Genomic DNA, 22,616 nt, shown 5'->3' with positions numbered 1-22,616 from the left:
TTAGTTGAGATGGTTTTTTATATCAGTTCTGTTCTTGTTTAACAATTTTATTTTTCCTGCCTCGAACGAGGCTAACCATCCTTCAGATGATAGGGTATCTGTTGTTACAAACATTGTAAGGTAGGGTGAGCTAAAATTGCTCTTTATAATTCCTGAGTGATATAGATCAAGAGCAATCATGGTGCAGATGGAGTTAGACATTTGTTCAACTTCACTGGTTACTCTTCGCTCATATGAAGAGCGAGCAACAGAAGATTTCTCCACTTTGTATGCTTTTTTGCTTGGAGAAGGCCGGTTAAAAAACTTTGATTCATTCTTTGAAAATACCTCAGATGTAAACTATGGTGGCAATTGAATAGGAAAAAAACGCGAGCCAAAAATGCTTCTAAGTTATTCACATCATGAAAGTTTGGTATGTAAGTATGGAGTGGTGAGCTTTACTTAAATTTCTTATATAATGGACGTTCTAAGTTTGGATAATTTATTATCAGCCTAGATATAGAGGAACGCCATAATATTCACATCTATTATTAATCTGGCATAGACCATCCGAATATAAACGGCAGCCATTAGTTAAATTATCTATATTTGATTCTGAATAAATATAATTTGATCTTTTTAGGAGATGATATGTGGGGAGGTGAATCCCTAAAATAAATTCTAGTGTTTCAAAATACTTTTTGTCGATAATCGGGTAAGCTACAAGATGATAATTATTTAATTCTGGATCATTTATGTTTGTTCTATCGAATGAAAAACAACCCGATTTAGCGTATTCAATAAAATCATGCAGATAAGCTTCTTTATCAAACTTAAAATCGTCATTATATCTATATCTTTCAGTTTTTAATTGTATAATATGTTCAATTTTTGGACTTAGTTCGTAACGCAACTTTAAATTCATAGGCATGTTTTTTATTTTATATCTGATATTGTCATGGACTGGATTTTTATAGACTTTCTCTGAAACGATACCACCCGCGGTAGCAAGGTGTAATAGTAATGGGCTTGTTTTTTTGTGATAAAAAATGGGTGAAAAAAATAAGTCAAGGTCAAATTCAGTGGGATTCATAACTCTTTTCCAAAAATTTTAACACAATTAGGGCAGCGATTTATTACCTCTAATGTTCGCGGGCGAATCGCAGGGGTGAAATCTAAGTCACTAATAGAGCATGATTTGTCTGTTGTTAAAATAATATTTGCCGATTTAACTTCGGCACATTTCCCTATTATGTTTTTTGACGCACTTTTATTTGACTGAGTACCTATTTTACCTAACTGTGATTCTAACAATGTCTGTAGTTCAGGATGATAGTTATTTAAAGTTCTATGTGAGGAACCAAAACTATAGAATTTATTACTCTTGCTGGCTATAGTGCAAGCTACAAAGTCTCTTATGTTCGTTTTATATTGCCTTTTGTCTTTCAAAAATGTTCTTTTTTGAATTGATTCAATTTTTGATTTATATGTTCTGGTCCGTTCTTTAAGTATACGAAAAAGTGAACTTATGGTTCTATGATTTTTAACTAAATAGTAAGAATTATTAAAGGAATTATTAGCCATGGCAATGTCATTTTCGTAACGTTTATTTTTTTTCATGCATCCTCTGAGATTAAATTAATGAAATTATTATATAGAATTTAATAAGGGTTTTGCTATTGACAGGATTCAATAAATCGCCGTAGCTACCGCACGGGGTTACAGCTCCCTGGGTGCTGCTTTTAACCAGATTAAAAATGGGTAAATCATGGGCTTACCTCGGCTGCTTTTGGGGCTGTGAGGGCCGGATGAGCAAGGTATCAAACACCGACCAATTAAAGTGAGTGAAAAGTTAGTTATCGCTCGGATTTTGAATGGATTTTTGATGGGGATCAGACTTTAGCCCAGATGGCAGCGGGTTGAGTGGGTGGGGGTGTTTAATAAATAAACAGAAAAGACATCCTCGACGACTGGCGCCAAGAGACAGGAGTGGCTGGGCAATATCACTGTGATGCCCTGTTATAAGGGCTATTGGTTTCGGGTCATTGAGCAGACCGGCCAGGTTTGTCGAGGGTGTTTAGTAGCCGGTCATCTCCAGATAGCCGACCCCCTTGGCATCCCCCGAGACAGAGACTGCCCCTTCCCAGTAGTCAAAGCGCCCCGTCATGGCCTGATTGGGTTGACGGGCTGTGATGGTGAGGCTCATATCGGCCGCTTCCAGTTGCCACTCGACGGGGTACGCTTGCCCCTTGGGGCCGCGCCAGGTGTTGCCCGGCGTAAGGCGAATCGCGTCGGGGGCGAGTACCCGGCTGCTGCCATCCCGCTCAATCAAAATACCGTAGCGGTTTTCGGGCTGGTTTTCGGGATTAGCGCGGCCCGCCTTGGTGCGCAGGCGAAACAGCATCAGCTCGCGGCCATCAGCCAGTTGCAGCGAAAACCAGTCCCAACCCGATTGCCACTCGGCCAATACCGAGCTGCTCCACTCGTGATCAAACCAGCCTTGTCCGCTGACGGTGCGGGTTTCGCCATCACGAGTCAGGGTTCCGCTCAGCTGCAGGCGCGGGTAGGAGTAGTAAAAGGAGGCGTTGCCCGGGCTCTTCTCGCTGTAACCGGCCTTGCCTTGCAGCACCAGCGGCTTGGCGGCAGTGACGGTGAGGTTCAGCTCGCCAATCTTGCTCTGCACCTTGAGGGTGGCGGGGAACAGCGCCGCCCCTTGCGAGGCAAGCCGCCACTCCCTTAGCCAATATTGACCGCCGCTGGCCCCCGCCAGCCCCGGCCCCTGCCGACTGGCCCGTTCATCTTGCTGGTGGCTGCCACGGTCGAGATCCGTGATGGCAAACTGGGCCAGCCAGAGCTGGGGGGTGAGCCAGGGGTTGCTGGTGCGGAGTTCTTGTTCGATACCCTGGCGAAACAGGGTCCACTGCACGCCATATTCGCGCCCCTGCTCATCCTTGAGATTGCCGGTGAGATACCACCACTCGGAGCGGTAATCGGGGTGGGCGGCGTGATCCTCCGGCAGCTGGATAGTTTGCCCCGGCTGCACCTTTTTAAAGCTGTCGCTGCCACCCCCGAGCAGGGCGCCCAGATCGCTGGCAGCGATAGCCCCGCTATAGAGCGTCCAGAGCATACCCAGCGCCAGCGGCCACCCTTTGATCTGTTTCATACCACTCTCCTTGCCGCATACCAGGATGCCAATGCGCCACGTATCAGGTGTGAGAGCCAGCATGCTGGCGTATCTCGCGGTTGTTGGCTCATACCACTCTCCTTGCCGCATACCAGGAGGCGAGCGCCCCGCATACCGGTGCCAGCAACAGGGCGGTGACCGCATGAAGGGGGGCGGCCTCGAAGGCGAGGCGCCAGCCAAAGGCGCGTGGGTTGACCACCTCGATCAGCACCCAGGCGAGGCCATACCCCACCGGCAGGGCCAGCAGGGCGGTGAGCAGCCCCAATCCAGCCCCTTGCCACACCAGCAGCTGGCGGCAGTGGCGGGGGCTCAAGCCCAGACTCTGCAAGGTCTGCAGCTCGCCACGGCGCGCCAGCCCCAGCACCATAAAGGCCGAGCCAATGCCGACAAAGGCGATGCCCAAGATCAGCAGTTTCAATAGCTCGGTCACCACAAAGGTCTGGTCAAACACCTTGAGGGCCGCGCTGTGAATGGCGGGGGCGGAGAGCAGATTGAGCTGCTCGCCAAAGCGCTCGCGCAGGCGGTCGGCCAGCTGCTCGGGGTCGTTGCTAAAGAGGGCGAGGGATTGCACCGCCCCGGCCTCGAAGGCGTGCAGGATCTGCCCCTTGTCGCTGCCGTAATCCTGATAGACGCCGGTGACGGTGAACTGCCTTGGCCCCTGCTCGCCGCTGATCGCCAATGTCTGGCCCACCTTGACCCCGAGGCGCACCGTCAGCGGTTCGCTCGCCAGCACTTCGTCGGGACGGGTCGGCCAGCGTCCGGCCAGCAGCGGATAGGCCGCTTTAAGCTGGGGGATAAAGTCCATCTGCGCCCACTCGATGGGCTGCCCCTGCCAGCGGGCGGGGTGCACCGAGCGGCGCGAGGCGGCGCTTACCTGCGGGTTGGCGAGCAGGGTCTCGAGGGTGTCTTCGTTCAAGGTGCCCTTGTTGCCCGCCACTCCTTTGGGGGCGGTGACATAGAGATCGGCGGCCAGACGCTGGCCGAGCCAGATCTCCACGCTGGAGCGAAAGCTCGACACCATGACGCCGATGCCGATGGCCGCGGCGATGGCCAGCTGCAACGCCATCACCGCGATGGCGGTGCGATCGAGGTGATAGAGGGTTTCGGCCACCCCGAGCCGGGCGGTGAGGGGGCCGCCCGCGCGCCGTCGCAGCCAGCCAAGCAGGCCGCGCAGGGCATCGGGCAGCCAGAGCGCCATGGCCAGCAGCCAGCCTCCGGCGATAAAGAGGGCGCCGGTCAAACCGGTTTGTGGCAGCCACAGGCAGAGGGCGCACAGCAGCAAGATGGCGATGGCCAGCACGCGCCGTCGCCACGGGTGCGCAGGGGGGCGGCTGCTCCCGGCGCACAGTTCGAGGGGGGATTGGCGCAGCAGTTGCCACCAGCCGGGCAGGTTGGCGGCCAGCGTGCCGAGCAGCCCGATCAACAGCGCCTTGAGCAGGCTCACAGGGGAGAGGCGAAGCAGATCGATGGGGTTGGGCCCATAGAGATCGGCCAGCGCCTGGGTCAGTTGCCCCATCAGGGCCAGCGCCAACAGGCTGCCGAGCAGCACCCCTAGCAGGGTGCCGATGGTGGCAAGAATAAGCAGCTCCAGAATGAGCCAGCGGAGCACCCGGCTCGGCCCCATCCCCAGAATGATCAACTGGGCCAGCTGGGGGCGGCGCACGCTCTGGACAAATCGCTGGGCGTTGAACACCAGAAACAGTCCCACCGCCATCGCGAGCAATGACAGCGCCGTCAGATTGAGGGCCAGCGCATCGCCAAGCTGGCTGGCATCGAGCGCCGGGCTGATGGGCTCAAGCCACAGGGGCTGGTTCGGGTAATCGGTTTGCAGGGTGGCCTGCAGGGGGCGAGCCTCTGATTCGCTTAGCTTGAAGACGATGCGATCGAGCCGACCCGCTTTTCCCAGCAAGGGTTGGGCGAGGCCGATATCGGTTATCAGCAGCCGCTCCATGGGCACGGCGCCCGGTTCAAAGGTGCCCGCCAGCGTGAGGGTCAGGGGGCGGGCGCTGGCGCCATCGCTGCCGCCCAATACAAAACGGCGGCTCTGGCCCGCTTGCCAGCCAAGGCGAGCTGCCTCAGGGGCCGCCAGCCAGATGCTGTCGGTATGGTTTAGGGTGAAGTCGGGTTCGCTCGCGGGTTGGGCGCCAAACAGCTGGCGCAGGGGGCCGGGGTTGAAGAGATCCATCCCAAGCAGTTGAAAGCTGCGCCCCTCTTCATCCTTGAGCCAGCCATGGAGCTGGGGCATGGCATTGAGGGCGGGTTGGCTTGTCACTAGCTGTACGTAAAGCTGCTCATCCAGCCCGCCAATGGGGGCCAGCCGGTAGTTGGCTTCCCCTGCCAGCTGGCTGCGGGCGGCGACGAAGTTGGTGCGGGCACTGTGATTGAGCAGTTCGATGGCCACCACCAGCGACACTCCCAATACCAGTCCGGCCAGACTCATCAACAGCAACCAGGGGTGGCTACGATAGAGGCGCAGCAAGGCTTTGAGTGGCAGCATCAGCGTGCTCCCGGCAGACGCAGTCGCTGTTTAGTCATGGCGGGGCCTCTTGAGCTCGATAAGTTGACCCCCTTCGAGGCGCAGCACTCTGTCGGCCAGCGCGGCATAGGCCGGGTTGTGGCTCACCAGCAGCAAGCCTGCGCCGGTGTCGCGCACCGCCGCGATCATTAACGCCATCACCTGTTCGGCATTGTGTTCATCTAGGCTGCCGGTGGGTTCGTCGGCGAGCAGCCAACTGGGCTGATGGATAAGGGCGCGGGCCAGCGCCACCCGCTGTCGCTGGCCGCCGGAGAGCTGCTCCGGCCAGGCATGGCGCTTGTGGCTCATATCGAGCCGATGCAGCAACTGGTCAATCTTTGTCTCATCCGGTGGCAGAACGTTGATGGCGAGCGGCAGTGCCAGATTCTCGGCCACGTTCAGGGTCGGCAGCAGGTTGAAATCCTGATAGACGATGCCGAAATGGCGGCCCCGCAGGCGCGCCCGCTCGTCGGGGGATCGGGTGTCGATCCGGGTCTCCCCCAGCCAGATCTCCCCTTCATCCGGTGCAATCAGCCCGGCGATCAGATTGAGCAGGGTCGACTTGCCGCAGCCGCTTTGGCCCAGCAGCAGGGTGATCTCGCCAGCGGGGAGGGCGAGATCGAGATGGTGGAACAGCGGCAGTCGTTCACTGCCGTTATCGAAGCTCTTGCAGAGGTTGCGCAGGGTCAGCATGGGATAACCGTTTGATGGTCAATGGCTTTCATCATGCTTGGTACGCTAGCACGGCCAGCATTGATCAACACCCCTTACGGTTGATCAAGAGTGCCAGTTAGTGATCAAGGCGGCAAAAGAGCAGTGGATCCTCGCTGGATCCCGCTTGCCCGAGGTGGTTAGAATAGGGGCTTCCATGGGTCACAGGATGAGCAAGGATGTTACACAAGCAAGTCAGTTTTATCATCGATAGCAAGGGCAACAAGCAGGCTGCCGTCGTCCCCATCGAGATCTACAACGAGCTGATGACCCTGCAAAAGGCACTCTCCGACAACCGGCCGGGGGAGCGCGAGCTCTACCACTTCAACGGCAAAGGGGCCGAGGCCCACGGTTATCCGGTGGGCAAGCGGCAAAATCCGGGCTTTATGGTGCTGGCCGGTTCCACCGCCAATGGCGAGGATGCTGCCTCCCTGCGTGAAGCGGTGATCGAGCTGCGCCACGAGCTGCTGGAAAAGGGGGTCATAGTGCCCCGCAGTCAGGGTGGCTTTGTCTTTACCGCCGATCAGCTGTTCAACAGCCCGAGTCTGGCCGCCAGTCTGGTGGCGGGTAATAACCGCAGCGGTCTGGATGCCTGGCAAAACAGCGCAGGCTATACCCTCAAGCAGTCGGGTTTCGGCAAGAAATAATCCCGCGTTTCGACAGCAAACCAATTAAGCGTTAATTGACCTGGATGAATTTTTCTTTTCATCCAGGTGCTAGCATGATTGCCAGACGGTTCTAAAAGGAAGAGACCATGTCTGCGCTCACCCCTGTTATTTTGCTGCTGTCCCTGTTTATCCCTCCCGCCCATGCCAGTAGTGGCCCAGTTCTGTTGACATCCTCCTCAATCGGACTTTTTTGTGTCGGATTGTTTGTGTTGGCCTACGCCCTGGTGGTGGCTGAAGAGTATCTGCAACTGCGCAAGTCCAAACCTGTGCTGGTGGCCGCCGGGGTGATCTGGATCCTGATCGGTATCGCCTATGCGCAGCAGGGGATGAGCCCTGTCGCCGAGCAGGCATTTCGCCATACCCTGCTGGAATATGCCGAGCTGATGCTGTTCCTGCTGGTGGCGATGACCTATATCAACGCCATGGAGGATCGGCGGCTGTTCGATGCCCTGCGTGCCTGGCTGGTGCGATCCGGCTTTAACTTGCGCACCCTGTTCTGGTTGACTGGCGGGCTTGCTTTTTGTATTTCGCCGGTGGCAGACAACCTGACCACAGCACTCTTGATGTGCGCCGTGGTGTTGAAGGTGGCCAACGGTGATCGGCGTTTTGTCAATCTTGCCTGCATCAACATAGTGATCGCCGCCAACGCCGGAGGGGCGTTCAGTCCCTTTGGCGATATCACCACCCTGATGGTGTGGCAGGCGGGCAAGGTGCAATTTGGCCAGTTCTTCACCCTGCTGATCCCCTCTCTGCTCAATTTTCTGGTCCCGGCCATCCTGATGAGCCTGATGGTGCCGCGTCATGTACCGGAGGCTGATAACGAGGTGGTCGATCTCAAGCGGGGGGCCCGTCGCATCGTCGCGCTGTTCTTGCTGACCATCATCACGGCGGTGCTATGCCACAGTTTCCTCCATCTGCCGCCTGTGCTCGGCATGATGCTGGGACTCGGTTATCTGCAGTTTTTCGGGTTTTATCTGCGCAAGTCGCTGCCGCGCTCCCTTGCCCGCAAGCGTGCGCTCTACGAACGCAATGGTGATGAGGTGCGGTTGCGCAGTCTGGGTTCTGTGGTGCCATTTGACGTGTTCAACAAGGTGGCCAAGGCGGAGTGGGATACCCTGCTCTTCTTCTACGGGGTGGTGATGTGTGTCGGTGGGCTGGGCTTTATGGGGTATCTGGAGCTGGTGTCACACTGGCTGTATGACGCTGGGGATCCCACCATGGCCAATATCTTCATCGGGGTCTTGTCCTCCGTCATCGACAACATTCCTGTGATGTTTGCCGTGCTGTCGATGAACCCGGATATGGCGCTGGGACAGTGGCTGCTGGTGACCCTGACCGCCGGAGTGGGCGGCAGCCTGCTCTCCATCGGCTCTGCGGCCGGGGTGGCCCTGATGGGACAGGCCCACGGCATGTATACCTTTTTTGGCCACCTGAAGTGGCTGCCTGCCATCTTGCTCGGTTATCTGGTGAGCATAGGGGCGCACCTCTGGCTCAACAGTGCCCAGTTCTGAACGTCTGGCCGCCAGTACGAGCCAGTACGAAAAGAGGCTTCCGTCGACGGAAGCCTCTTTCGTTTTTCTGAGCGGGGGGAGGGGGATCAATCGCCTCGCTTGCCGGTCAGCAGCCAGTAACTCAGGGTGGAGCCCACCCCGCAGCAGGCGATGGCGATGGCCATGGGCAGCGGCGAGTGGGGCGGATTGAGGTTGACCAGAATGCCGACCAGGGCGCCGATGCCAAAGCGCAGGGTGCCCGCCAGTGCCGATGCGGTGCCCGCAGATTGCGGGAAGTGGCCCATCAGGCCGGTCATGGCGTTGGCGCCCACCAGACTGATATGGCCGACAAACAGTACCACCGGAATGACGATGCCCCACAGGCCGCCGGTCTGGCTCCAGGCGTTATAGACCAGCAGAGCGCCCGCGCAGGGCAGCACCAGCAGACCGTATTGCAGCATCCGCTCGGCGCCCACCCCTTTCACCAGTCGGCTGTTGACGAAGGTGACCACCATCATCAGCAGAATATTGAGGCCAAACAGCCAGCCGTAGTGCTCGGTCGGCACCTTGAAGTACTCGATATAGACGTAAGGGGAGCCGCTTAAGAAAGCGAACATGCCGGAGCTGGAGAGGGAGCCGCACAGCACATAACCCATGGCGCCGCGATGGGAGAGCACCCCCCAGTAGTTCTTGAGGATCTGGCCCAGATTAAGCGGCTGACGGTGCTCCGGTTTCAGGGTTTCCTGAATTTTCCACTGCATCACCAGACAGATCAGCAGGCTGATCCCCACCAGCAGCCAGAAGATCACCCGCCAGTCGGCGTGGGCACTGATATAGCCGCCCACCACCGGCGCTACCAGCGGCGCCAGCGTCATCACCAGAATGACGAACGACATGGCGCGAGAAAATGCATCCTTCTCGAACAGGTCGCGCAGCAGGGCATTGACCACCACTGAGCCGGCCGCGCCGCCTGCCGCTTGCAACATCCGATAGGCCAGCAATTCAGGCAGGGAGTCCGCCATGGCACAACCCACCGAGGCGCTGGCAAACATCACCAGCCCCGCCAGGATCACCGGCTTGCGGCCATAGCTGTCGGCCAGCGGGCCGTAGAAGAGCTGGCCGATGGCAAAGCCGCCCAGAAAGGCGCTGATGGTGAGCTGGGCGCCGTCGATGCTGGTGGCCAGATCCCGGGCGATGGCCGGAATAGCCGGCAGATACATATCCACCGCCAGCGGGGTCAGACCCGCCAGAGCACCGAGCAGGATAAACAGGAAACGGGGGGAGAGGGCGGCAGCCTGAGCTGTTGGCGATTGGGGCATAGGGTGTCCAGTTGATGCGAAACGTCGGGTTGATAAGCGCGAAAAAAGCAGTCTATCAGTTTTGTCGCGGCTATGGATCCGGTATGGCGAGCCAGAGTCCGGGCTCGGCGGCAAAGCGCGGGGCAAACCAGTGCTGGCGCACTGCAGTGGGCATCTCGCTCGCAGCTATGGGGCGGCGACTGAGGCGACAGGCTCCCTGAGAGAGCGCCAGCGCCGCATCTCCCTTGTACCAGCCGTCCGTCACCGGCAGTGCCGTGGTTTCCCGCAGCAGCCGCACGCCCCACTGGGTCACCAGCGCCGGGCAGCTTTTCTCTGCGAGCCTTGCCGCCTGCACCATGGCGGGTGGACGGGGCAGGGTAAAGGTCACGCCGAGCAGCAGCAATCCGGCTACCGCGACCACCCCCTCACCACGGCGCGGCAGCCAGCCTGCCAGCAGCACAATACCGAGTAGGGTGATGGGGGCCAGATGGCGGGGATTGTCGGGATTCTGGCCAAACAGGATCCAGAGCAGCAGGGCAAGCCAGGAGATCGTCCAGAGCGGTGAGAGGGCGGCAGGGTGGTTTTTTGATCTTTGCCACAGCGGCAGTACCAGCAGCGCCCCAACAGCCAAGGGCCAAAGCGGGGTGAGCTGATCGTTGAAGGTGCGGGCCCAGCTCAGCAGTCGATCGCCATGGGCCGCCGCCGTGTTGCCCCACAGGGTAAAGTGGCCGTCGGTAAAGCGCCGCCCCTCGCTGAAATAGGCCCAGCCATCGGCCTGCCAGACAAACAGCAGGCTGATAAGCCCCACCAGCACGATGGGGAGCACAAACCTGACGCGGGTGCCCTGCTGCGCCAGCCCGAGCCACAGGGGCAGCAGCGCCAGCACAAAATAGGAGGGGCGCAGCGCCAGCATAAGGCCCAGTAGTAAACCCGCCAGCGCAATTCTGCGCTGCTGCAAGGCCAGCAGCGTCCCGAGCCAGGCGGCGAGCGCGGAGCCGTCCGAAAGGCCGGAGAGCGCCAGCGTCGGGGTGAGCGGCAGGGCCAATACCAGCAGCCAGACGGGTGCCAGCAGGCTTGGCCGTTGCCACAGTTTTACCGCCAGCAAGGCGGCGAGGGGCGCCAGCAAACTGCTACCGAGCAGACTTGCCCACTGCACCGCACGGGCGGGATCGTCCACCAGCAGATTGATGAGCCGCGCCAGCCAGATAAAGGCGGGGTAGCCCGGAAAGTGGGGGGAGAACTCCAGCACGCTAAAGCGCGTCACCCCGTGGGCGAAATTGAGGGCATCGTCGGAATCGAGCGCCACCGGGAAGGCCAGCAGCCAGCCGAGCCAAGCCAGTTGCAGCAGGATCAGCAAGTAGGGTCGATTAGCGAAGCGTAATTGGCCGTGGTGACGCCCCCCTTCTCCCCTTGCGGGAGAAGGGTTGGGGATGAGGGGGGCTGTCGTCATCGATGAGAGGCCATCAAAGCGGCGCCAGCACGGCCATCAGCGCTTTTTCTGCATCGCTAAAGGCGGCGGCATCGGCGGGCTTGGCGCCCACCCCGAATACCCCCGGGTTACCGATGGCATCCAGCACCTTGGCCAGCGCCTGTTCGGCGGCCTTGCGATCCCCATCGTTGAGAGAGGGGAGGATCAGATCGAGGAAGCGCTTGCTCTTGACCACCAGCACCTTGGCAGTCTGGTAGTCGCCAAGATTCTGGCTGGCCCCTTCGAGGCGGCGCTCGATCTCCGCCTTGTAGGCGCGGTTGAGCAGGGCGGCGGTGGCTGCGGCATCTTTGGCCTTGATGGCTGCGGCCAGCGGCGCTTGCAATTCCACCTTGTGGTGCTGTTCCAGATAGGTCAGCTCCTCGGCAATCTTGCTCAAGGTGGCGCTGGCATCCTTGCCGTCAGTGGCGGCGCCCAGCAGCGCTTCGCGGGCGTCGATCAGAGGCTCCTTGCCGGCGGCGGCATAGGAGTAAGCCTGCGCCTGCCCGCTCAGGGTCAGCAGCAGGGTGAGGGCGAGTAAACCCGGGCGGATGGTCATCCTGTTCTCCTTACTTATGCCAATGGCGCGGCACTCAGGCCACGCTCTGGGTTTCGATCACGGTGTTTTCGTTGCGATGGTTAAAGATGGCGTGGCGTCTGTCCACCCCGTCGATCACCATGTCGGCAGCCATCATCCCCATCTCCATGGCGGTGTCGGTGAAGATGTAGCGGAATGTCCCCTGACGGCCGGTCATGATGAGGTTGCCAATCGGCATCAGCGCCTTGATGGCTTCGTTGCGGCGCGCCTGATAGCCAAGGTCCATCAGCGGATAGGCGTATTCGCTGCGGGCCTCGAAGGTCTCATCGCCAAGTTTCTGGGTATCGACGCCGAGGCTCGCCAGATCGGCGGTAACCCGACCGCGCAGATCAGAGAGCGGTGCCTGCCAGGTGGCATCCCCCGGATTGCAGGGGATCTCCAGCATCACCGAGGTCTGGCCCTGGGGCGCCATAAAGGGGCTGCGGCGGCGCGGCTCCTGCAGACGGGTGGCCAGAATATGAGGGTCGGAGAGGTACTGCCAGGTGTTGTCCGACAGGTTCTCTATTTTAAGCGGCATATTGACGAAGCGAAGCGACCGGTATTGGAGATCGCACGGCATGCCAAGATGCTGGCAGGTGAGCGGCAGCGGCAGGGTGGAGATCACCTGATCAAAGCGCTCGCTCTGCTCAATGTCATCTTGTTTCCAATACACCCGTTCAATGTGGCCATCGGCCTGCTCAAGGCGGGTGATGGTGGCGCCGGTTTTGAGCTCAACGCCCTCGGCCACCAGCCGCTCCCCCAGAGTAGTGAAGATCTGGCCGAAGCCATATTTGGGGTAGCGGTATTTGCGGGCATAGGTGCGCACCGAGATACTGCCGTTGCGTCTTGGCAGCAGGCGGCGGGCCACGTCTTTGAGATCGATCAGGCTGATGCGCTGGCCGGCCCAGTCGGCGGAGAGCTTGTCCGGATTGATGCCCCACAACTTGCCGGTGTAGCCCTCGAAAAACTGGCGGTAGAGAGTGCGACCGAAGTTGCTCTGGATCCACTCGGCAAAGCTCGCCTTGGCAAAATCATCCGGCTTCTTGGCAAAGGGCAACAGCAGCAAGTCTTTTACCGCACCGGCCATCAGGGCCAGCGGCGCCGTCTTGAGCAGGTTGGGAAGGTTCAATGGGTAGTCATAGGTGCGTCCGCCAAAGCGGATCACGCTCTTGCGCTCGGCGTGGAGCAGATCGTCCCCCATCAGCTCGTCGATAAAGGCGAGCAATTCGGGGTTCTTGGTGATAAAGCGGTGGCCGCCGTAGTCAAAGCGATACTCCCCATCGCGCCCCTTGAAGGTCTGGGTGGCGCACATGCCGCCGACCACCGGCTCCTGCTCGAACAGGGTGACTGCAAAACCGGCGCGGCGCAGGCGCCAGGCGGCCATCAAACCGGCGGGGCCGGCGCCCAGCACCGCAATGTGCTTCTTGTTGTTATCGCTCATGACCTATTCCGAAACTGCTTGATAGATAAGGGAACCGCGCCAAGGCGCGGCTCCCGAATGGTGTTGTTACCCCGTGACCTTGTTGCCACAGGGCGTGTTGGCTCAGCCTTTGCCTGTCGCGGCACTTACCTGCGGGCGATAGCTGCGCTGCCAGAGGGTAACGAAGATCGCCAGATAGAGGGCCCAGGTCAGCAGCTGCAAGCCAGCGGGTGAGGCATTGTAGCCAAACAGGGCGCGCAGGAAGGTACCAAATACCCCCTGATCGTCGAGAATGTGGCTGATATCGAATACCGGCGTGGTCCAGAAGGTGATGATCTCTGCCGCCTGCAACATGTTGACGGCGGACGAGAGCAAGCCTGCGGCGATGATGATGATAAGCAGGCCGGTCCAGCGGAAGAAGGGGGCCAGCGCCACCTTGCGGGTGGAGCGCAGCAGCCCCCATACCAGCGCGATGGAGACCAGCAGCCCCGCCAGAGCGCCCATCAGGCCGGATTGCAGGTCGACCCCTTGCCCGGAGTAGAGCAGGGCGGAGAAGAAGAGCACGGTTTCAAATCCTTCGCGCATCACCGCCAGGAAGGCAAGCAGCACCAGACCAAACAGGTTGCCGCCATCGATGGCCGCATCGATGCGCGCCGTCATGGCCCCCACCTGGGATTTGGCCTGCTTTTGCATCCAGATCGCCATATAGGTGAGCACCAAGGTGGCGAAGATGAGGATCCCCGCCATCAAGAGGTGGTTGTAGCGCTCGCTCTCGAACTGGCTTACCACCACCTGGAACAGGAAGGCGACGATCAGGGAGGCGACAAGGCCGAGCCCCACCCCCAGATAGATGAATTTGTTGTAGCGGCTCGCCCCCAGCTTGGCGAGGTAGGAGAGGCAGATGCCGACCAGCAGGAAGGCTTCCAGCCCCTCGCGCAGAGTAATGAGAAAGCTTGCAAACATCAGGATTGAGGCTCCGTAGCGGGCGTGACGGGGAGAGGCTGCAAGGTAAGTTGCAACCGATTTAGCTGCACTATGGGTGGCTCCGGCAAGCTCGGCTCGGCGGCGCGCACCGCATCATTGACCCACTTGGGGTAGGTGCGGAAATTGAGTTTGATATCGGCCTTGAAGGGCCCTTGGGCTTCTGCGGGCAGCGACCAGACTTCATCGCGCCAGCCATCGGCCGGAATGCGGGTATCTTCCAGCAGTTTGGCGTAACGCCAGAACTTGAGCCCTACCGGCTTGCCCTCGGCATCACCGAACACTTTTCTGAACAGTCGCGCATCCTCAGGGACAGCACCATCCACCGGTTGGCCGCTGGCAAGCACCACCTTGCCGGTGGCGTCGGTGACGGTCAGCTCCAGCCAGAGTTCACGAAAATCAGCTACGCCAGTGGGCAGGGCATGGCCCGCGCCGGTATTGGCGACCCGCACCACCAACTGCTGACTATCGGCAGCAGGTTCGATACGGGCGGAGAGGGTCGCGCTGGAGCGCAGCAGGGCCAGACTCTCCTGCTCGAGTTCAGGGTTGCGCAGCCCCACCAGCTGGTGCTGGGCGCCGGTAAAGTTGTGGCGATAGAGCCGGGCTTTCATGGTGCCGTTTTCGGTGGACTGGCCCGCCACCGGCGCACCGCCATTGCCCGGCTCCGGGTTCATATGGCAGTCGATGCAGGTGCGTCGTTTGGCGGGATCCTCGGCCTTGGCGAAGCTGGATTTTTCCCACTCGTCCCAGGTGTTGACGATATTGGCGCCGGTGCCCGGGGCAAACTCGTTGTGGCATGACTTGCACAGGGCCGCATCGCGGTAGAAATCCTTCTGATAGGAGGCTTTGTGGGCCGCCGGACGGGCGTTGATCTGCCGCTCGGCCAGCCAGTGCTGGAGGCTGCCGCCCGGGGCATCCTCGAACACATAGCTCTCGCGGTCTTTCAAATTCACGGTAAAGGTGCTGTTGCCGCCCGCATCTTCCACCTTGGTGATGCGATGGCAGAGCACGCAGCCGGTCCCTTCCTCCACCACAGGTTCGCCCGCCTTGTGGGCGGCAATCAGCGAGGCGCCGCCCTGCTCGAACATGTGGGAGCCCTTGGGCAGATCCAGCTGGCCTGTCATCACCTGCTGGGGCATATGGCAGCCTTGGCACCACTGACCGAACGCTTCCCCTTCGGTTTCGCGGGCCAGCGCCTGCACCACCTTGTAGTAGGGATGGGAGTTGCCCATCAGCCGGTGGTTGCTCTCGCTCCAATCTTTGAAGGCCTGTTGGTGGCAGTTCTGGCAGGAGGCAGAGTTGAGCCACTCCTTCGGGTGAGTGGTTGGCGCCTTGGCGGGATCCGTGCGCGGGGCATCGAGCCGCAGCCAGTTGGCAAGATAGGGGAGGTTGCCATCGGCGGTGACGAAGGCGTGTAAGTCCTCCATCATCGCTTTCACTTCCGGCTGGGGCTTGGCGGGGTCAACTGCCTCGGCCCCATCGCGGGTGTCATGGCCCATACCGCCCTGGGTCTGCTGGGTCATGCGCAGGTATTCGCCGACAAAATCCCCCGCCACCATGTTGGTGAGGTTGGCGTGGCCGTTGATGGCGTTGTCGCCGCTCTTCTGGCGATGGGCCGCCATCAGATAGCGGTTGGTGAAGTTGAACCCGTCCAGATGGCAGGAGTTGCAGCTCATCCAGTTGTCCCCCGCCATGGGGAAGTGTGAGTTGGACGCTGTGTTACCTAGGTTGAACAGCCGCTCGCCGCGCTGAAGCGGCTCGGGACGCGGATCCGTCTCTACCAGCTTGGCGAAGTGGGTCACATCGACGGTGACCCGGGCAAACGGGCCGCTGCCGCCACTATTGAGGCGGGTGAGATCCTGCCCCATGGCGTTGTGCACCAGAATATGGTCACCGTCGATCAGCAGATCCCGCGGATTCTGGCCCGGCAGGTGGCGCAAGAGCTGGGTCGCCTTGGCGCCCCCCTGAAACTTCTTGCGGCGGTGGCGGTTGTTGTTGGACTTGCCGCTGCGGGAGAGATCGAACACCAGCAGATCTTCCGAGCCCGCCAGGGTCAGATAGACCCGCTTGCCATCGGCGGCGAAGCGCGCCGCGAACGGGTTGGAGACAATCTGGCTGCGGTTGCCGACACTGGGCAGATTGATCTGCAAAAAGAGCTGCTTTCTTTCATCGACCCGCTCTTTCTCCTCATCCAGATCGATGATGGAGACCGCCGGAAAGACAGTGCTCTGAAACTGGAAGGGGTGGTCAAAGCTCCACAGCACATGGGGCAACCAGGCTTCGCTGCCATCGGGGGAGAGGGCGATGCCGTCGAGCAGGCGTGGCAATCCTTGAGAGTCGCTCGGCGTGTCGCTATGGGTCTCGGCCAGGGTAATGAGCTTGGGCTTGGGAAGCGAAGATCCCTTGGCGCTATTGCCGAGTTTGGCGAGATCATAGATGGCGAGCTGGCCTGTCATGGCGTGGGTGAGCAGCAGGCGATCATCGTCGGTCAATGCCAGCCCGCGGGGTGTCTCGGCAGTGGCCGCATCCAGTTGCAGCTTGCCAGCGGTGTCGTAGGCCTGCAGGCGAGCGGATTCGAACAGCGTGACCCAGAACCACTGCCGCTTGGCATCGAAGATGACCCCATAGGGGCGATGGCCGGTGGGGATCGCCTTTTCCAGATCGAGATCATCATCCAGCAACAGCAGGCGATCACCGCTGTAGTCGGTGACCAGCAGGGTACCGTTATCGGCGCGGGCAAGCTGGCGCAGATCGCCCCCCAGCTGCACCTCTTTCAGGCGCTTGCCGCTATCGCGCTCAAGCAGGGTGACCGAGCCTGCGCTCAGGTTGGCGGTGACGAGGCGCGGGCTTTGCCCCTCCTCATAGGCGATCATCCCGGCGCCCATCTGCTGGGCCAACGCAAAGGGGCTGGCCAGCAGCAGGAGGGCTAGCAGGGGTGACAAATATGCAGAGAACGATGACTTCAACATGGGATCAGGAGCGCCATTTCAAGATGGTCCAGCGCCAGGCGTGGCGCAGCACCAGAGGAGTGAGCAGCAGTGCGCTCAGCCAGTGGGCCCAGCTGGCGAGGTTGCCCATGGCATCGCCCGGAGTGCCGTGCAGCACCAGCAGCAGGCCGCTGGCCAGACAGATCAGTAGCAGGGCTTCGATAATCCGCCCCGTGGTGCGCAAAAAAGGTTTGTTGCTGCGGTTCAACAAGCTGCGATGGGAGAGCCAGAAGGCGCCAAACAGCAGCGGGAACAGGGTGAGCGAGAGCATCACATGCAAGAACAGATTCCAGCGCGCCAGCGACCAGAGCGGGGTCAGCGGCTCCCACAACAGCAGGCCGGAGAAGAACATCAGATAGAGGGTGCCCTCGGCGGCCTGATGGTGGTAGGCCAGCCACTGCCAGAATTGTCGGGGTGAGAGAGAAAGGCTTGTCATAAAGGCTCCAGCACCCGGGCGGGGCAGCCCGGGGGGAGCAAGTTTATAACGCAGTAAGAGTAATGAAAAGTGTTATCAATTGTATTGCTGGTGAATCAAGGCTGAACAAGCACAGTGATCAAACTCGACTATTTATGCTCCGCCATCCGCTCGGTCACCGCATAGATGAGCGCGGCCAGCGAGAAGGCGAGAAACACCACCACGGACCACTTCATATCGACTTCGTTGATGATGCCATCTTCGAGAAACGCCTTGAGCACCTCCACTCCGGCGATGGTCACCAGCGAGTTGATGACGATGAGCTTGAGGGAGGCAAAGTTGATCTTGCTGAGCCAGTTGCTGCTAAGGGAGGCGCGCTGCTCTTCCGTCTGGATAAATTGCACATAGCCACAGATAGCAACCAGGATCAGCATCTGGGCCACCAGTATAAAGTCCACCAGGGTCAGCACGCCGGTAATGAGATCCAGATAGGGGATCTCGAAAATGTTTACAGAAAGCTGATAGAGCTGCATGGCAAACTTCACCATCAGCAATACCACGCAGATGAGAATGCCAATGTAGAAGGGGAACATCATCAATCTGCTGCCATTGAGCATGAAATTGAATCGACGCATGAGAACTCCGATGTTGGGAACAGGGGTAAATAGAGTGAGTATGGCGCGAGCAGCCCGCAGCGTTGCAAGGCCGTGGGGACTGATTATGCCGGGTCGCCCCCTGCTTGCGCCTATAAAAAAATAAAAAGCCATCATAAAAAATAAAACCGCATCCCGCTGTCTTATTTGTGATTTTTCCCTGCGATAACATGCCGCTTCTCGATACTGGGGGGCGACTGCCTCCCTCCTATTTATCAGGCTCGGCCCACTCTTGTGGCCGCTTGCCAGGAGTGTTGCGATGCGTATTGGTCTGCTGTTGAGTATGGGGATGCTGGTTGCAAGCGGGGTTCAGGCACAAGCTCTGGGAGCCATTCCTGAGGAATCTGGCTTTTCCGGCAGTGTGCTGGCGGGGGCCAGCGTTGGCGAGACCAAGTCCAATTTTGCCACGGGGAGTGCAGGTAGCGAGCGTATTGACGCTTTGGGTGCTGCGGCGCAGCAGCGCCACCTTGATCCGGTGATCAACGGCGATCTGCGCTACACCTTTGCCTCCACCGGTAGCCAGCTGTTTTTGGGCAACCTCATTCAGGATGCCATTCGTGGCGACGGTACCCAGCAGTTCGGACTGCGCCAGCAGCTGGGGGACAAGGGAATCGTGGCCGGTTCGCTGGTGTTCAATGCCACCCCGGTCAAGGTGTGGCGCGATCCCTTTGCTGTGGGTGTGGCACGTCAGGAAAGTGACGTGCGCTCCCACGGCGCCCGTCTGGCGTGGGACAACATCTGGGGCAGTGCGCTCAGTGGCAGCATCACCAGCCGCGACGTCAAGGTGGATGGGGAGTCCAGCGGCGAGCAATATGGTCGTGCGGTGATGGGGATGTTGGATCGCAATGGCCGGGTCAACTCCGCCGAGGTCTCCTACCAGTTCCGGCTAACAGACGATCAGTTCCTCGAGCCAGCATTGCGCTATGAGAAGGCTGATCTGGCGGGCAGTGCCGAGTCTTATGTGAGCAAGGGGTTGCAGCTCACCTACGCCAAAACCTCGCCTCGCTGGTCGTTCGTCAGCTACCTCTATCTGGGCAAGCGGGACTATGACGAGGCCAACCCACTGTTTGGCCAGCGTGCCGACAGTCGCGACATGGCCATCGATGCCACCCTCTTCAGGCACCAGGTGTTTGGCATTGCGCCGCTCTCTGCGGTCCTTAGCGCCAGCTACGCCACGGCAAACTCCGGGATCGACTTTTACGATATTCGCGCCACCAGCATCACCACGGGCCTGCTCTACCGTTTCTGATCCCGGCATTCGGCAGCGAGATGAGGTGTACACACAGGGGCTGGTCAATCCAGCTCTTTGTTTATGGGATGGCGCGCAATTGGCATGTCACGCTGTGTGCAGGTTGATCATCGTATGCAGGCAAGAGAAGTTATGACAAAGAGAGTTTGAGAGCAGAGCGAGGCAGGGACGTAAGCGAACAGCAGATACGAAAAAGCCCAGCCAAAAGGCTGGGCTTTAGAATTTGGCTCCCTCGACAGGACTTGAACCTGTGACATACGGATTAACAGTCCGCCGTTCTACCGACTGAACTACGAGGGAAAAGTGGCTCCTCCTACTGGACTTGAACCAGTGACATACGGATTAACAGTCCGCCGTTCTACCGACTGAACTAAGGAGGAATTGCCTGTCTCGTTAAGACGGGGCGAATATTAATGACCAGGGCGGCGGGTGTCAACCCGCGAATTTCCCGAAAACCGGATTTTCGGGCTGTTTGCCCAAAAGTTGCGCTTTGCGGTTTATTTTCAGCACAATCAGTCCCTTGCCATCACGCCCCCAACCGGCGCAGGGGTTATTGGCTCGGTTCGCATCAACCTGATGATGCCAGCATGATGTCGCGAACGTGCTGGCAACTAAGTGAGGCTCAAATGGTAATCTTTGTGGCTAAAAAGGGGAGAGCTGGAGTCAAGATCGGCGATTTGGCGGCAAATAGGCCAAATAATGGGTAAGGGCGAGTTTCATTGATCCTGCCCATCGAAAAAATGGCCCGTCTGGAGTAAGGTTACGCAGGATACCATCGCCGCGTCGACAGCCCTGCCGGCCCTTGATGATGATCGGGCGCCGGATCTCTCCGGCCTTTATCTCCCTCTTCTGGTATTACGATATACATGCACAAGCAAGCCTCTTTAAATAGCGTGAAGCTCTCCATAGCCTTACGCCAGTCCTGTATTGATGAACCCTACAGCATGGCCCGCTTCGGCCGTGATCTTATCGCCGGTGTGACGGTGGGCATCATCGCCATCCCGCTCGCCATGGCGCTGGCCATCGCCAGCGGTGTACCGCCGCAACACGGTCTCTATACCGCCATCATCGCCGGTATCGTGATCGCCGTGACCGGTGGCTCCCGTTACTCCATTTCCGGCCCGACCGCTGCCTTTGTAGTGATCCTCTATCCGGTCGCCCAGCAGTTCGGCGTCGGTGGTCTGTTGATGGCGACGCTCATCTCCGGCCTCTTTCTGGTGGCGATGGGGATGGCCCGTCTTGGCCGCCTTATCGAGTACATTCCCCCGTCAGTGACGCTGGGTTTTACCGGTGGTATCGCCATCGTGATCGCCACCTTGCAGATCAAGGACTTCTTCGGCCTGAGCGTGCCCGAGATGCCGGAAACCTATCTGGGCAAGGTCGAAGCGCTGGCCGCCGCCCTGCCAAGCTGGCAGTGGGGCGATACCCTGGTGGGGGTCGCAACACTGGCCGTGCTGCTGCTCTGGCCACGCCTGCGTCTGCCGGTGCCCGGCCACTTGCCCGCGGTGCTGGTCGGGGTAGGTCTGGGTTTTGGCCTCAATTACTTTGGGGTGGATGTGGCCACCATCGGCAGCAAGTTCAGCTATACCCTGGCCGATGGCACCCAGGGGATGGGGATCCCGCCCATCGCACCGACCCTGGTGATGCCCTGGGCCTTGCCCGGACCGGATGGCTTGCCAGTTGAATGGAACCTGGCGGCTGTTGAGCGGCTGCTGCCTGCCGCCTTCTCCATGGCGATGCTGGGGGCGATCGAGTCGCTGCTCTGCGCTGTCGTGCTCGATGGGATGACCGGTCGCAAACACAGCTCCAACGCCGAGCTGGTAGGGCAGGGGCTTGGCAACATCTTCGCTCCCTTCTTTGGCGGCATTACCGCTACCGCCGCCATCGCCCGCTCTGCCGCCAACGTGCGTGCCGGCGCTACGTCCCCTATCTCGGGGATTGTTCATGCGCTGGTGGTGCTGGCTGCCATTCTGGTGCTGGCCCCCTGGCTCTCCTGGTTGCCGCTCTCGGCCATGGCTGCCTTGCTGCTCATCGTGGCCTGGAACATGAGTGAAGCGCACAAGGTGGTGGAGCTGATCCGTCGCGCGCCCAAATCCGATGTGCTGGTGCTGCTGGTCTGCCTGTCGCTCACTGTCATTTTCGACATGGTCATCGCCATCACTTTCGGGGTGATCCTGGCATCCCTGCTCTTTATGCGCGAAATCGCCAAGATGACCAAGCTGCACGATTTGGCCGAGCACAAACGCTATGCCCATGAGGTGCCGGACAACGGCCTGCTCTACAAGATCAACGGCCCGCTATTCTTCGCAGCGGCCGAACGGGTCTTTGCCGAGCTGGAGGCGCAAGTGAAAGGACACAAGGTGCTGGTGTTGCAGATGGAGGCGGTTTCCATCCTCGATGCGGGCGGCCTGTCAGCCTTCCTCCACTTTGGCAAGCAGATGGCCAAAGCCGGTGTCGAGTTGCGGGTGGCCGAGTTGCAGTTCCAACCGCTCAAGACCCTGGCCCGTGCCAAGGTGCGGCCGCAGCCCGGCAAGCTGGAATTTTACGGCTCGCTGGAAGAGGCGCTCAAAGGTGAACATTTGCACGAAGCGGCAGTAAATTGATTGAAAGGGATACGAAACGGCATATTTTTGGTCACTTGGTTCGGATATTGAGCAAACGAACGCAAAAAAGTAAAAAATTGCATTGACCAAAAGCCATCGTATCCCTTACATTACGCCCCGTCGCCGCGGCATGGTCCGCCAGCGAATGTGCAGCTCAAGCACATAAAGCAGTGAGAAAAAATTTGGTGAGGTGTCCGAGTGGCTGAAGGAGCACGCCTGGAAAGTGTGTATACGGCAACGTATCGAGGGTTCGAATCCCTCCCTCACCGCCAAATTGCAAAGCCCTGATGGAAACATCAGGGCTTTTGTTTTATGGCGCAATCCCCAGCGTGGTTGCTGGCATAGAAATGCGAATCTTCGTTCTTGATGGCGCATCAGGCTGAACCGCTTGGGCAATCGCAGTGAAATGCCTCGGTGACTT

The 22,616-nt window shown here is 59.1% G+C and carries 19 protein-coding genes and 3 tRNA genes; 7 read left to right on the top strand and 15 right to left on the bottom strand.

Going from position 1 to position 22,616, the window contains the following annotated elements; all coding sequences use genetic code 11:
- Positions 1-178 precede the first annotated feature (178 nt).
- Positions 179-355, top strand: a complete 177-nt coding sequence (locus OKC43_RS05405) for a hypothetical protein (protein ID WP_236271188.1) — start codon at positions 179-181, stop codon at positions 353-355.
- A 132-nt stretch (positions 356-487) separates the two neighbouring features.
- On the opposite strand, the gene OKC43_RS05400 is transcribed toward OKC43_RS05405, so the two are convergent.
- The 5 genes from OKC43_RS05400 to OKC43_RS05380 form a co-directional block, all read right to left on the bottom strand.
- Positions 488-1,072 carry a hypothetical protein gene (locus OKC43_RS05400; RefSeq protein ID WP_270658454.1) on the bottom strand — a complete coding sequence of 195 codons (585 nt, stop codon included), beginning with the start codon at positions 1,070-1,072 and terminating at the stop codon, positions 488-490.
- Positions 1,069-1,599 carry a hypothetical protein gene (locus OKC43_RS05395; protein ID WP_236271189.1) on the bottom strand — a complete coding sequence of 177 codons (531 nt, stop codon included), beginning with the start codon at positions 1,597-1,599 and terminating at the stop codon, positions 1,069-1,071. The genes OKC43_RS05400 and OKC43_RS05395 overlap by 4 nt, the downstream gene beginning before the upstream one ends.
- Before the next feature lie 457 nt (positions 1,600-2,056).
- Positions 2,057-3,142, bottom strand: coding sequence for a lipocalin-like domain-containing protein (locus tag OKC43_RS05390; protein WP_409010820.1), 1,086 nt, complete (start codon positions 3,140-3,142; stop codon positions 2,057-2,059).
- An 88-nt stretch (positions 3,143-3,230) separates the two neighbouring features.
- Positions 3,231-5,660, bottom strand: coding sequence for an ABC transporter permease (locus tag OKC43_RS05385; RefSeq protein WP_236271190.1), 2,430 nt, complete (start codon positions 5,658-5,660; stop codon positions 3,231-3,233).
- A 30-nt stretch (positions 5,661-5,690) separates the two neighbouring features.
- On the bottom strand, positions 5,691-6,371 hold the full coding sequence (locus OKC43_RS05380; RefSeq protein ID WP_236271191.1) for an ABC transporter ATP-binding protein: 681 nt from the start codon (positions 6,369-6,371) through the stop codon (positions 5,691-5,693).
- A gap of 197 nt (positions 6,372-6,568) precedes the next feature.
- On the opposite strand from OKC43_RS05380, the gene OKC43_RS05375 reads away from it, so the two are divergent.
- Together OKC43_RS05375 and nhaD are read left to right on the top strand one after the other, a co-directional pair.
- Entirely contained in the window at positions 6,569-7,036 is a 468-nt protein-coding gene (locus OKC43_RS05375) for a DUF4357 domain-containing protein (protein ID WP_005333716.1), read from the top strand.
- Positions 7,037-7,143: 107 nt separating this feature from the next.
- Positions 7,144-8,568: a sodium:proton antiporter NhaD gene (gene nhaD / locus OKC43_RS05370; RefSeq protein ID WP_236271192.1), complete on the top strand. Its 1,425-nt coding sequence runs from the start codon at positions 7,144-7,146 to the stop codon at positions 8,566-8,568.
- An 86-nt stretch (positions 8,569-8,654) separates the two neighbouring features.
- On the opposite strand, the gene OKC43_RS05365 is transcribed toward nhaD, so the two are convergent.
- The 8 genes from OKC43_RS05365 to OKC43_RS05330 all read right to left on the bottom strand — a co-directional run bounded on the left by OKC43_RS05365 (position 8,655) and on the right by OKC43_RS05330 (position 18,325).
- Positions 8,655-9,866 carry a Bcr/CflA family multidrug efflux MFS transporter gene (locus OKC43_RS05365; RefSeq protein WP_042080429.1) on the bottom strand — a complete coding sequence of 404 codons (1,212 nt, stop codon included), beginning with the start codon at positions 9,864-9,866 and terminating at the stop codon, positions 8,655-8,657.
- Between the two features lie 70 nt (positions 9,867-9,936).
- On the bottom strand, positions 9,937-11,202 hold the full coding sequence (locus tag OKC43_RS05360; RefSeq protein ID WP_236271225.1) for a hypothetical protein: 1,266 nt from the start codon (positions 11,200-11,202) through the stop codon (positions 9,937-9,939).
- 106 nt (positions 11,203-11,308) lie between these two features.
- Positions 11,309-11,869 (bottom strand): hypothetical protein, encoded by a 561-nt coding sequence (locus OKC43_RS05355; protein ID WP_236271193.1) that lies wholly within the window; start codon positions 11,867-11,869, stop codon positions 11,309-11,311.
- Positions 11,870-11,903: 34 nt separating this feature from the next.
- Positions 11,904-13,328 (bottom strand): FAD-dependent oxidoreductase, encoded by a 1,425-nt coding sequence (locus OKC43_RS05350; protein WP_236271194.1) that lies wholly within the window; start codon positions 13,326-13,328, stop codon positions 11,904-11,906.
- Between the two features lie 102 nt (positions 13,329-13,430).
- Positions 13,431-14,270 carry an FTR1 family iron permease gene (locus OKC43_RS05345; protein ID WP_127006610.1) on the bottom strand — a complete coding sequence of 280 codons (840 nt, stop codon included), beginning with the start codon at positions 14,268-14,270 and terminating at the stop codon, positions 13,431-13,433.
- Positions 14,270-17,257 carry a YncE family protein gene (locus OKC43_RS05340; RefSeq protein ID WP_236271195.1) on the bottom strand — a complete coding sequence of 996 codons (2,988 nt, stop codon included), beginning with the start codon at positions 17,255-17,257 and terminating at the stop codon, positions 14,270-14,272. Before OKC43_RS05340 ends, OKC43_RS05345 begins: the two co-directional genes overlap by 1 nt.
- A 4-nt stretch (positions 17,258-17,261) precedes the next feature.
- Complete coding sequence (locus OKC43_RS05335; RefSeq protein ID WP_042055674.1) at positions 17,262-17,711, bottom strand: hypothetical protein; 450 nt, start codon at positions 17,709-17,711, stop codon at positions 17,262-17,264.
- A gap of 128 nt (positions 17,712-17,839) precedes the next feature.
- Positions 17,840-18,325 carry a YqhA family protein gene (locus OKC43_RS05330; protein ID WP_005333692.1) on the bottom strand — a complete coding sequence of 162 codons (486 nt, stop codon included), beginning with the start codon at positions 18,323-18,325 and terminating at the stop codon, positions 17,840-17,842.
- Positions 18,326-18,602: 277 nt separating this feature from the next.
- Here OKC43_RS05330 and OKC43_RS05325 point away from each other — a divergent pair, with 277 nt between their 5' ends.
- Positions 18,603-19,592 carry a DUF2860 family protein gene (locus tag OKC43_RS05325; protein ID WP_236271196.1) on the top strand — a complete coding sequence of 330 codons (990 nt, stop codon included), beginning with the start codon at positions 18,603-18,605 and terminating at the stop codon, positions 19,590-19,592.
- Between the two features lie 224 nt (positions 19,593-19,816).
- On the opposite strand, the gene OKC43_RS05320 is transcribed toward OKC43_RS05325, so the two are convergent.
- Together OKC43_RS05320 and OKC43_RS05315 are read right to left on the bottom strand one after the other, a co-directional pair.
- Positions 19,817-19,892, bottom strand: a tRNA-Asn gene (locus OKC43_RS05320).
- Positions 19,893-19,896: 4 nt separating this feature from the next.
- Positions 19,897-19,972 (bottom strand) — tRNA-Asn (locus OKC43_RS05315).
- Positions 19,973-20,021: 49 nt separating this feature from the next.
- Between OKC43_RS05315 and OKC43_RS05310 the strand changes: the two genes are divergently transcribed.
- From OKC43_RS05310 to OKC43_RS05300, 3 genes are all read left to right on the top strand, one after another.
- Positions 20,022-20,183 carry a hypothetical protein gene (locus OKC43_RS05310; protein WP_162515169.1) on the top strand — a complete coding sequence of 54 codons (162 nt, stop codon included), beginning with the start codon at positions 20,022-20,024 and terminating at the stop codon, positions 20,181-20,183.
- A 275-nt stretch (positions 20,184-20,458) separates the two neighbouring features.
- Positions 20,459-22,195 carry a C4-dicarboxylic acid transporter DauA gene (gene dauA, locus OKC43_RS05305; RefSeq protein ID WP_270658462.1) on the top strand — a complete coding sequence of 579 codons (1,737 nt, stop codon included), beginning with the start codon at positions 20,459-20,461 and terminating at the stop codon, positions 22,193-22,195.
- A 184-nt stretch (positions 22,196-22,379) separates the two neighbouring features.
- A tRNA-Ser gene (locus OKC43_RS05300) sits at positions 22,380-22,467 on the top strand.
- Positions 22,468-22,616: the final 149 nt, after the last annotated feature.

This window comes from Aeromonas sp. Y289-2 (assembly GCF_027705925.1).
GTDB lineage: Bacteria > Pseudomonadota > Gammaproteobacteria > Enterobacterales > Aeromonadaceae > Aeromonas > Aeromonas veronii.
Note: the sequence above shows the minus strand (reverse complement) of the source record. Positions and strands in the feature narration are given on the sequence as shown.